General features: G+C 64.7%; 12 protein-coding genes. 10 read left to right on the forward strand and 2 right to left on the reverse strand.

Annotation, left to right across the window (positions count from 1 at the left end; genetic code table 11):
* From VN004_RS05935 to VN004_RS05950, 4 genes are all read left to right on the forward strand, one after another.
* Positions 1 to 948: EAL domain-containing protein (locus VN004_RS05935; protein WP_325607962.1), on the forward strand; the 948-nt coding region annotated here is incomplete at its 5' end.
* 77 nt (positions 949 to 1,025) lie between these two features.
* The gene (locus tag VN004_RS05940; protein ID WP_325607964.1) at positions 1,026 to 2,198 is read left to right on the forward strand and encodes an isovaleryl-CoA dehydrogenase; all 1,173 of its coding nucleotides are present in this window, start codon (positions 1,026 to 1,028) and stop codon (positions 2,196 to 2,198) included.
* A gap of 149 nt (positions 2,199 to 2,347) precedes the next feature.
* Positions 2,348 to 2,695 carry a helix-turn-helix domain-containing protein gene (locus tag VN004_RS05945; protein WP_325607966.1) on the forward strand — a complete coding sequence of 116 codons (348 nt, stop codon included), beginning with the start codon at positions 2,348 to 2,350 and terminating at the stop codon, positions 2,693 to 2,695.
* A gap of 85 nt (positions 2,696 to 2,780) precedes the next feature.
* On the forward strand, positions 2,781 to 3,578 hold the full coding sequence (locus VN004_RS05950) for an aldo/keto reductase (protein ID WP_325607968.1): 798 nt from the start codon (positions 2,781 to 2,783) through the stop codon (positions 3,576 to 3,578).
* A gap of 7 nt (positions 3,579 to 3,585) precedes the next feature.
* Here the strand turns inward: VN004_RS05950 and VN004_RS05955 are convergent, their stop codons facing one another.
* Positions 3,586 to 4,521, reverse strand: a complete 936-nt coding sequence (locus VN004_RS05955; RefSeq protein ID WP_325607970.1) for a hypothetical protein — start codon at positions 4,519 to 4,521, stop codon at positions 3,586 to 3,588.
* Between the two features lie 98 nt (positions 4,522 to 4,619).
* On the opposite strand from VN004_RS05955, the gene queC reads away from it, so the two are divergent.
* Genes queC through VN004_RS05970 form a run of 3 tightly spaced genes read left to right on the forward strand, consistent with a single transcriptional unit; the run spans position 4,620 to position 6,698 of the window.
* Positions 4,620 to 5,330: a 7-cyano-7-deazaguanine synthase QueC gene (queC, locus tag VN004_RS05960; RefSeq protein ID WP_325607972.1), complete on the forward strand. Its 711-nt coding sequence runs from the start codon at positions 4,620 to 4,622 to the stop codon at positions 5,328 to 5,330.
* Positions 5,327 to 5,890, forward strand: a complete 564-nt coding sequence (locus VN004_RS05965; RefSeq protein ID WP_325607974.1) for a VUT family protein — start codon at positions 5,327 to 5,329, stop codon at positions 5,888 to 5,890. The genes queC and VN004_RS05965 overlap by 4 nt, the downstream gene beginning before the upstream one ends.
* Positions 5,891 to 5,897: 7 nt before the next feature.
* On the forward strand, positions 5,898 to 6,698 hold the full coding sequence (locus VN004_RS05970; RefSeq protein ID WP_325607976.1) for a YdcF family protein: 801 nt from the start codon (positions 5,898 to 5,900) through the stop codon (positions 6,696 to 6,698).
* A gap of 8 nt (positions 6,699 to 6,706) precedes the next feature.
* Here VN004_RS05970 and VN004_RS05975 read toward each other — a convergent pair whose 3' ends face one another.
* Positions 6,707 to 7,390 (reverse strand): DUF599 domain-containing protein, encoded by a 684-nt coding sequence (locus VN004_RS05975; RefSeq protein WP_325607978.1) that lies wholly within the window; start codon positions 7,388 to 7,390, stop codon positions 6,707 to 6,709.
* Between the two features lie 113 nt (positions 7,391 to 7,503).
* Here VN004_RS05975 and VN004_RS05980 point away from each other — a divergent pair, with 113 nt between their 5' ends.
* The 3 genes from VN004_RS05980 to VN004_RS05990 all read left to right on the forward strand — a co-directional run bounded on the left by VN004_RS05980 (position 7,504) and on the right by VN004_RS05990 (position 9,193).
* Positions 7,504 to 7,911 (forward strand): rhodanese-like domain-containing protein, encoded by a 408-nt coding sequence (locus VN004_RS05980; protein WP_325607980.1) that lies wholly within the window; start codon positions 7,504 to 7,506, stop codon positions 7,909 to 7,911.
* 89 nt (positions 7,912 to 8,000) lie between these two features.
* A complete protein-coding gene (locus tag VN004_RS05985; protein WP_325607982.1) occupies positions 8,001 to 8,471 on the forward strand; it encodes a hypothetical protein in 471 nt (156 codons plus the stop codon).
* Between the two features lie 68 nt (positions 8,472 to 8,539).
* Positions 8,540 to 9,193 (forward strand): glutathione S-transferase family protein, encoded by a 654-nt coding sequence (locus VN004_RS05990; RefSeq protein ID WP_325607984.1) that lies wholly within the window; start codon positions 8,540 to 8,542, stop codon positions 9,191 to 9,193.
* Positions 9,194 to 9,490 lie beyond the last annotated feature (297 nt).

Below are 9,490 nucleotides of genomic sequence, written 5' to 3' on the forward strand. Positions count from 1 at the left end.
CTTGCCCACGCGCCGTATGACGGCCGCAACCGCGATGAGCTAAGCCGCAGGGCCGATCTCGCCTTGCGGGCCGCCAAGCAGAAGTGGCGCGGCGGCGTGCTGCATTTCGAGCCGGCGATGGATGTCGAGTTTGAGAACCGCCGGTTCTTCGAGCGCGAATTGAAACGCGCGCTTGACGATATCGACGGCGGGCGTGCTGCGCTTGACGTCCATTATCAGCCCATCGTCAGCGCGGATGGCTCGCGGATCATCGGCGCGGAGGCGCTGTTGCGCTGGACCCACCCGGAGCGCGGTCCGATCCCGCCGAGCCGCTTTGTGGCGGCGGCCGAGCGTTGCGGGCTGATGGGGCAGCTCGGCGAGTTTGTACTGCACCGCGCGCTCGAGGATGCGGCACGGTGGCCCGACCTGTCGATCGCCGTAAACCTTTCGCCGGTCCAGGTCCGTGACCAGCGCCTGGTCGATGCGATGGCGGGGATGCTGGCGCAGCACCGCATACCGGCTTCGCGGCTGGTGCTTGAAGTGACCGAAGGCGTGCTGATCGACGACCCGGAGGAGGCCAAGAAGCGGCTCGATGCCTTGCAGGCGTTGGGCGTGCGGCTTGCGCTCGACGATTTCGGCACCGGCTACTCCAGTCTCACTTATCTGCAGCGGTTCAAGTTCGACAAGCTGAAGATCGACAAAGGCTTCGTGGAGCCGCTGGGGCGCAACGCCGATAGCTTGGCGCTGGTGCAGGCCATCGTGGCGCTCGGTCGGGCGCTCGGCATGACGCTCCTGGCCGAGGGGGTCGAGACGGAAGAGCAGCGTGTGCTGCTGCGCCTCGCGGGCTGCGAGGAAATGCAGGGCTATCTGTTTGCCCGTCCTGCTCCGCGCGAGGCGCTGGACCGCCTTGTTGCCGCAGCCAGAACGCCGAACGTGCGGCCCGCGGCGGTGCGCTCCGCCGTGATGTAACCCTGCATCCGCCGCCCGATCCGATTTATAATGCCGGCGGTGACAACGCCGTCTGCAACGGCGGCCGGGATATGCGCATGACATCCAACGTCTGGCACGGTCTGGATTTCGGCCTCGGCGAAGATATCGACATGCTGCGCGCGACCGCGCGACGGTTTGTCGATGAGAAGGTTGCGCCGCGGGCCGAGGCGATCGACAAGACGAACACGTTTCCGCGGGACTTGTGGCCGCAAATGGGCGCGCTCGGCCTGCATGGCATCACTGTCGAGGAGGAATATGGCGGCGCGGGCCTGGGCTATCTCGCCCATTGTGTGGCGATGGAGGAGATTTCGCGCGGCTCCGCGTCGGTCGGCCTGTCCTACGGAGCGCATTCCAATCTGTGCGTTAACCAGATCCGGCGCAATGGCAGCGATGCGCAACGCCGGAAGTATTTGCCGAAGCTGATTTCGGGCGAGCATGTCGGCGCGCTGGCCATGTCGGAGGCAGGCGCGGGGTCCGACGTGGTGTCGATGAAAACGCGCGCGGACAGGAAGAGCGACCGCTACATCCTCAACGGGTCGAAATTCTGGATCACCAACGGTCCCGTGGCGGACACGCTTGTGGTCTATGCCAAGACCGACCTCGCGGCGGGGCCGCGCGGCATCACCGCTTTTCTGGTCGAGAAGGGGATGAAGGGTTTTTCCGCCGCGCCCAAGCTCGACAAGCTCGGCATGCGCGGCTCCGACACCGCCGAGTTGGTGTTCGAGGACTGTGAGGTGCCCGAGGACAACGTGCTCGGCGCGGAGGGCGGTGGCGTTAACGTGCTGATGTCGGGGCTCGACTACGAGCGCGCCGTGCTGGCGGCGGGGCCGCTCGGCATCATGCAGGCGGCGCTCGATGTCGTGATCCCTTATGTGCATGAGCGCGAGCAGTTCGGCCGGCCGATCGGATCGTTCCAGTTCATGCAGGGCAAGGTGGCCGATATGTATGTGTCGCTGAATGCCGCACGGGCTTACGTCTATGCGGTGGCGCGCGCCTGCGATGAAGGACGCACGACGCGCGAGGATGCGGCAGGCGCGATCCTCTATGCCGCCGAACGGGCCACGCAGGTGGCGCTGGACGCCATTCAGTGCCTGGGCGGCAACGGCTATATCAACGACTATCCGACCGGGCGCTTGCTGCGGGATGCCAAGCTCTATGAGATCGGGGCGGGGACCAGCGAAATCCGCCGTATGCTGATCGGCCGCGAGATTTTCGAGAAGACCGCGTGAGCGGGCGCACCGCGCCCTAGCGTCAATGGGCCATTGGCTTGGCGGTCGGCGGCCCGGTCGGCTGCCGCACCACTGGCTCGTCGGCCGAATATTAATGTGCCGTTAACCAAATCAGTCCACCAAAAGAAGCGCCCAAAGAGGAGGCTTCGATGATGCGGGTGCGATTGAAGGCCGATGGCCGTCTGGTTGAAATCCTTGCCGACGGCAGCGAGCGCGCGCTGCCGCCCACGCCGCCGGAGGCGGACGCCCATATTCTATCGCCCTCGATTGCGCCCGACCGGCCGCCTCAGGTCGATGCCGGCTACGCCCGCCGCGTCCGCTCGCAAACGCGCCTGACCCAGGCGGAGTTTGCGGCCCGCATCGGCGTACCAATTGAGACGGTTCGCAACTGGGAGCAGGGCAAGCGCCATCCGCGCGGCCCGGCGCGGGCACTTTTGAAGTTGCTCGATCAGGCTCCGGACGTGGCGTTTTCAGTCCTCGGGCCGAAATCGCTCTGAACCGTCGAACGGTTTGCTTGTGCCGCGCCCGGATGCTCCCATCCGGGCGCTGTCATGTGGTCGGCTCGATCAGGCAAGGTGTGTGATGACCGAAACCGTCGAAGCGGGCGGCGCCCGCATTCCGCTCCTTGGGCTTGGCACCTGGGATCTGCGCGGCAAAAGCTGCGCGCGCATGGTCGACGAGGCGTTGCGGCTCGGCTATCGCCATATCGATACGGCGGCGATGTATCGCAACGAGGAGGAGGTGGGCGAAGGGCTGCGCGCCTCGGGCGTCAGGCGTGATGATGTGTTCATCACCACCAAGGTCTGGTCCAGCGATCTGCGGGCGCGCGACTTCGAGCGCTCGGCGCACGACAGCTTGAAGAACCTCAAGCTCGACAGCGTCGATCTGCTGTTGATCCATTGGCCGAACGCAAGCATTCCGCTGAAGGAAACCATCGGAGCCCTGTGCAAGATGAAGCGTGAGGGCGTGGCGCGCCACATCGGCGTGTCGAACTTCGACGCCGCGTTGATCGCGGAGGCGGTGAAGCTTTCAACCGAGCCGCTGATTAACAACCAGATCGAGCTTCATCCGTTTCTCGACCAGTCGCGGACGATCGCCGCGAGCCGTAAAGCCAGCTTGTCGGTCACGGCCTACAGCCCCGTCGCGCGCGGCAAGGTCATGAGCAATGCTGTGCTGGCGCGGATCGCCAAAACGCATGGCAAGAGCCCGGCGCAGGTCAGCCTGCGCTATCTGGTGCAGCAGTCCATCATCGTTATCCCGAAGACCAGCCGTGTGGAGCGGCTGAAGGAGAACGCGGCGATTTTCGATTTTCGACTGACGCCGGCCGAGATGAAGGAAATCGCTGCGCTCGCGAGCCCCCACGGCCGCATCGTCAGTTGAACGGCGATTAGAAGAACGCCAGCGTCTCGCAACCGACGCCAGCGGCGAAACTGCGCTTGTGCCGCTTGTTCGGCACGTCGATGACATGCACCGAGCCGTCGCCCTGGCAGGCGATGAACAGTTCGTCGCCGTGGAACGCCATGTCCATCGGTTGCCGGCCCACCTTGATGGCGGTCTGCTGCCGGAACGACGGGTCGATCAGGCTCACCGTGTCGCTGGTCAGGCTGGTGACGCCGATGATGCTGTTGTCTGGCGCGTAGCGGGCGATCTGCGCGGCCTTGGGTACGCCTTCGAGCCGCACTTCCTCGCGGATGCGGCCCGCCTCGGCGTCGATCAGGAACAGCACCGGCTCGGCGTCATCGACCGCAACCAGGGTCCGGCCGTCGGCGGAGATGGCGATGCCGGCAAGCGGGCGCGGCGTTGCGATCTTGCCGAGGAGCTTGCGCTTGGGCAGATCGATCACCGACACCGTGGCGTCCTCTTCGTTCTCCGTGTAGAGGCGCGAGCCGTCCGGCGAAATGATGAGGCGGTGGCCATTGGTGGAGCCGGTGTCGAGGGCTTCCACCACCGCGTTGGTCTTTCGGTCGATCACGGCGACGACCGCGCTGTTCTCGCAGGTGATGTAGATCAGGCCGTCCGGCCCAAGCTTGGGCGTATGCGGAGCGATGTAGGGGCGGGTGTCGATGGTGGCGACATGGGCCCGCTTGCCGAGATCGAATACACAAACCAGGTGTTGCGGGTTGGGATTGCGGCCGTGGATACCGTCGCCGAAGATCGGCACGTAGGCGAGGCCGGTTTCCGGCAGCGCCAGCAGTTCATGAACGTTGCGTGGAAATCCGTCGAGCACGACCTCGGTCTCGTAGGTCGTGGGGTTGAGGAACAGCACCTTTCCGTCCATTTTATCGACGGCAATGATGCCGCGCGCGCCGCCCGGTTCGGACATAAACCTCCCCCATGAAAATAGGCGAATAAGACAGTGGACAGATTGCTGTGCGACAGCGGTCGCGCGGCACGCCCGAAATGTTGTAGTCATCCGCCGCCATGACCGCCAGTCCCGATACCGCGCTCGTCCTGTTCTCAGGCGGGCAGGATTCCACCGTCTGCCTCGCCTGGGCGCTGACACACTTCGCCAGGGTTGAAACGATTGGTTTCGACTATGGCCAACGTCATGCGGTTGAGCTTGCCGTCCGTCCCACGTTGCGCGAGCGCATGGCGCGCTTGCGCGGTGAGTGGGCTGCCCGTCTCGGCAACGATCATGTGGTGAAACTCGACGCGCTCGCCGCCATGTCGGAGACGGCGCTCACCCGCGATATGCAGATCGAGATCGCGGAGAACGGTCTGCCGACGACGTTCGTACCCGGCCGCAATCTTATCTTTCTCGCCTTTGCCGCGGCGCTGGCCTACCGCCGCGGCGCGAAGCATCTGGTCGCCGGAATGGGCGAGGCCGACTATTCCGGCTATCCGGATTGCCGCGACGAAACCATCAAGGCTATGCAGGTTGCGCTCAATCTCGGGATGGAGCGCGATTTCACCGTTCATACACCGCTGATGCGGGTCGATAAGGCGGGGACATTCGCGCTGGCCTGTGACATCGGTGGCGAGCCGCTGCTTGATTTGGTGATCGAGGCGACCCATAGCTGCTATCTCGGCGATCGGGTGCATCGCCACGATTGGGGTTATGGCTGCGGAGCGTGCCCGGCCTGCAAGTTGCGGGCGGAGGGCTTCGCCCGTTTTATTCGGGAAAGACGATGAATAGCGATAAGCGCCGGCAGATCGAGGGGTTTGCATTCCTGGCCGCCTTCGGCCTGACCATTCCGATTGCCAATTGGATGATCGGTCACGTTGGCAGTGTCTGCACCGGGGACGGGCTTTGCCTTATCCCGGTTCTGCCCGGATTGATGGCGCCGTCCGGTGTGCTGATGATCGGCGTCGCGCTGGTGCTGCGCGACCTGGTGCAGCGCCGGCTCGGCGTGGGTTATTCGGCTGCGGCGGTGGTCGCGGGCGCAATGTTGTCGGCAGCGGTGGCTCCGCCGTCACTGGTCGTGGCGTCGGGCGTGGCGTTTCTGCTGTCGGAGTTCGCCGATCTTGCGGTCTATACGCCGCTGGCGCGGCGGCGGCTGGTCACGGCGGTGGTGGTTTCGAGCCTCGTTGGGCTCGCGGTGGATTCTGTTATTTTCCTATGGCTGGCGTTCGGTTCCCTGGATTTCGTGCTGGGGCAGATCGTGGGCAAGGCCTGGATGGTGCTGTTGTCGATCCCGTTCGTGCGATACCTGCGCCGCCGCGACGAGCGGCTTGGCTTGACCCCGGCCTGACGAGCCGATGTTCTTCGTCCTATCGAAGACGATCGGGTTTCTCGCTTCTCCCTCGAACCTGTTGATCGTCGTCGCGCTCGGGGGCGTGATTCTGATGGCGACGCGATGGGCGCGCTGCGGCCGGAGTCTCGTGGTCGTGGCGGTGCTGCTGTTGGCGGTGGCCGGGCTATCCCCTCTCGGTAACGCGCTGATCTTGCCGCTCGAGCAGCGTTTTCCGGCCTGGACTTTCAGTGACGCCCCGCCGACTGGCATCATCGTGCTGGGTGGTGCGATCGTTCCCAAACTCTCCGGCGAGCGCGGCACGGTGGAATTGAACGAGACGGCGGAGCGCATGACGGCGACGGCGGCGCTCGCCAAGCGTTTCCCGCTGGCAAGAATCGTATTCGTCGGCGGCGACGCGAGCCTCGTGGGACGTGCGCCAAGCGAAGCGGTGTTGGCTCGTCCTCTGCTAGAGAGCCTGGGCGTTGCCGGGCAGCGCATCGAGACAGAAGAAGTGTCGCGCAACACCTACGAGAACGCGGTGTTCGCGAAGGAGTTGCTGCATCCGAAGCCCGGCGAGCGATGGCTGCTGGTGACGTCGGGCTATCACATGCCGCGTGCGGTTGGTTGCTTCCGGAAAGTCGGATTCGCGGTCGAGCCGTATCCGGTCGATTGGCGTACGGCTGGCCGACAAGACCTGCTCAAGCCGTTCCAGGCGGTGGCGGGAGGGTTGGCGCGAACGGATGTCGCCGTGCGCGAATGGATCGGCCTTGTGGCTTATTGGCTCACCGGACGTTCATCGGCGTTGTTTCCCGGACCGCGGTCCTGAGCGGATGGTCAGTCGCCAATGAGCGCGTGGCGCGAGTCGCCGGCGAATTGCCGCCGCCACAGCACCACCGCGACGACGATGCTGGTGACGATCAGCAGCCAGGGGCTGACGAACCAGCCAAGATAGCCGAGCGCGAAAAAGAACGCGCGCTGCCCGCGGTTGAAATGCAGGCCCGCAACTGCGCACAGCCGGCCGGTGCGTTCGGCATGGGCAATGGCCTCGGCGGATTCCTTGTCACGCGCGGGCGGCGTTGCTCCGACCATGATCGCTACGTAATTGTAGAGACGATACGACCAGGCAAATTTGAAGAATGCATAGACGAAGATGATCGCCAGCCCGATGGTCTTGGCTTCCCATTGCACCGGCGTTGTGCGGATGCCGAACGGCAGGGCCGCGATGACCTGCAGGATTTCATCGGTCGAACGCATCAAGGTGAGCGCGCCGCCGACGGCAATCAGCGACGTCGAGGCGAAGAACGCGGTGCCGTTCTGTAGAGCCGCGACGATCTGGGCATCGACCATTCGCATCTCGCGCCCCAGCATCTGAAGCATCCAGACATCGCGATAGCCGTTCATTTCGAGGTTGAGTCCGCGCCGTCGTCGCCCGGTTAGCGTCAGGGTAACGGAATACGTCACCCAGGCGCCGAGGAACCAGGCAACCGCAACCAGATCGAGCGTGGAAAAGAGCGGCATGGCGGTAAAGCCTCACACCATCGGCTGCCGCATTCAAGGTGCTCGGTGCCGTCATCCCCGGTGCTGGTGTTTCAGCGGCGGCTCTGCCACCATTCGATGGAACGGAGACGACAATGCCACAGACCATCACCGTCAGCGCCGGGGCGCTGGTCGAAGCGGCCGAACGCGAGGTGGAGACGCTATCGGCGGAGGAGGCGATCAAATTGCACGGCCGCGACGACGTGTTGCTGGTCGACATCCGCGATATTCGCGAATTGCAGCGTGAAGGTCGGGTGCCAGGCGCATTCCATTGCCCGCGCGGGATGCTGGAGTTCTGGATCGACCCGGCCACGCATTATCACAAGCCGCAATTCGCACAGGACAAGAGGTTCGTGTTCTTCTGCGCGGGCGGTCTGCGTTCGGCGCTGGCGGCGCAGACGGCGCAGCGCATGGGATTGAAGCCGGTTGCTCATATTCGCGGCGGCTTTGGCGCGTGGCGCGATGCGGGCGGGCCGATTGAGCCGGCCAAACCCAAGGCATGACAAGATTTGGCAGGGCTGCCAGGGGCCGGCGGGGGTGCTGATCGTGCGGGTGCGATATGAGTGACGGCGAGCAATCTCATTCCGAAACCATGCCCGGCAAACGGCCGCGGCCACCGGAGCTATGGCTTCTCGGCGGGCTCGGGGTCTTCGGCCTGATCGGCTTCGTTGTCGCGTTTGGCCTTGTGCTTCTTCGGGGCGACGCGCCGCAGGTGGCGGCCGCGCCCGCGACTGCGGCACCGATGGGCTTTGTCGGCGGGCCCGAGGCTGCGGGGCGGCCAGGGCAGCCCGGTCCGCCCGGTCCGCCCGGCGAACGTGGACCTCCGGGGCCACCCGGTCCTCAGGGGCGCGCGGGTGATGCCGGCATCCGGATCGTGCGTATCGAATGCACGACGGGCAATTGCACGGCCCAATGCGAGTCCGACGAAGTGTTGCTGACTGCGCATTGCGGTGTCGGACGTGCTCAGGCGGTTTATCCCACCGAACATAGCGCGCTCTGCCGTTCGCCCCGGTCCACCGCCAAGGTCGAGGTGGTGGCGGCGTGTGTGAAATCGACGCGATAACGCTGCGGACGACCACGCCGACGGGATGATGCCGCTGCGTCCAATGCCGCAAGAGGGAGGGTGGTGGGTTGCCGCTCACGTTGGTTATCGGAAACAAGAATTATTCGTCGTGGTCGTTTCGCCCTTGGATCGCCATGAAGGTGGCCGGGATCGCGTTCGAGGAAATCGTCATTCCGCTGGATACGGCAGAGTTCAGGACGCAGGTGTCGAAAATCTCCGGCACCGGCAAGGTGCCGGTGCTGGTGGACGATGGCATCGAGGTGTGGGAGTCGCTGGCCATCTTGGAATATCTCGCCGAGAAATTCCCGGCCGTGCAGTTTTGGCCAGCCAACCCCGCCGCACGGGGGAGGGCGAGGGCGGTTGCGGCGGAGATGCACGCCGGATTCCTGCCCCTGCGTCGAACCTGCCCGATGAATATGCACCGGCCGGTCAAGCGCGTGGCGATGCCGGACGAGGCCATGGCCGATGTCCGCCGGATCGAAGCGATGTGGGCCGATTGTCGCAGCCGGTTCGGCGAGGGCGGGCCATTTTTGTTCGGGGCCTTCGGAGCGGCGGATGCGATGTATGCCCCGGTCGTCTCTCGCCTGCACACTTACGCGGTGCCGGTCGGCGCGCAGACCCAAGCTTATCTCGATGCCGTGATGGCGCTGCCGGCTTGGGCGGAATGGACCGCCGCCGCGCTGCGCGAGCCCTGGGTGCGACCGAAGGACGAGATCGATTAGCCCGTTTTGGCCCAAACGGCCGCCGGCCGAAGGCCGATGCAAAGCATCCTTGTCGTCGGCATGAGCCTTTTGGTCGCAGGGAGACTTGCCAAACTGTAACAAAACCCTTTCTGTCTGCCCGGATTTGGTCACGATCGGGGGAAGAATGCCACCGTCCTGACTCGTTCAAGCCACGAACGATCCGGCGACGGGGGCGATCCTTGCGGTCAAATCATTGTTGCGGCCGGGAGACTTCGCCATGAGACTTCGCACTGCCCTTCTTTCTGTCCTGCTGGCATTTGCCGCTGTATCGCCCAC

It is taken from the genome of Pseudorhodoplanes sp. (assembly GCF_035565855.1).
GTDB lineage: Bacteria > Pseudomonadota > Alphaproteobacteria > Rhizobiales > Xanthobacteraceae > Pseudorhodoplanes.

Coding starts and splice junctions, on each gene's coding strand:
- VN004_RS05940 (WP_325607964.1), top strand. CDS start 1,026: ATGACATCCAACGTCTGGCACGGTCTGGATTTCGGCCTCGGCGAAGAT.
- VN004_RS05945 (WP_325607966.1), top strand. CDS start 2,348: ATGATGCGGGTGCGATTGAAGGCCGATGGCCGTCTGGTTGAAATCCTT.
- VN004_RS05950 (WP_325607968.1), top strand. CDS start 2,781: ATGACCGAAACCGTCGAAGCGGGCGGCGCCCGCATTCCGCTCCTTGGG.
- VN004_RS05955 (WP_325607970.1), bottom strand. CDS start 4,521: ATGTCCGAACCGGGCGGCGCGCGCGGCATCATTGCCGTCGATAAAATG.
- queC (WP_325607972.1), top strand. CDS start 4,620: ATGACCGCCAGTCCCGATACCGCGCTCGTCCTGTTCTCAGGCGGGCAG.
- VN004_RS05965 (WP_325607974.1), top strand. CDS start 5,327: ATGAATAGCGATAAGCGCCGGCAGATCGAGGGGTTTGCATTCCTGGCC.
- VN004_RS05970 (WP_325607976.1), top strand. CDS start 5,898: ATGTTCTTCGTCCTATCGAAGACGATCGGGTTTCTCGCTTCTCCCTCG.
- VN004_RS05975 (WP_325607978.1), bottom strand. CDS start 7,390: ATGCCGCTCTTTTCCACGCTCGATCTGGTTGCGGTTGCCTGGTTCCTC.
- VN004_RS05980 (WP_325607980.1), top strand. CDS start 7,504: ATGCCACAGACCATCACCGTCAGCGCCGGGGCGCTGGTCGAAGCGGCC.
- VN004_RS05985 (WP_325607982.1), top strand. CDS start 8,001: ATGCCCGGCAAACGGCCGCGGCCACCGGAGCTATGGCTTCTCGGCGGG.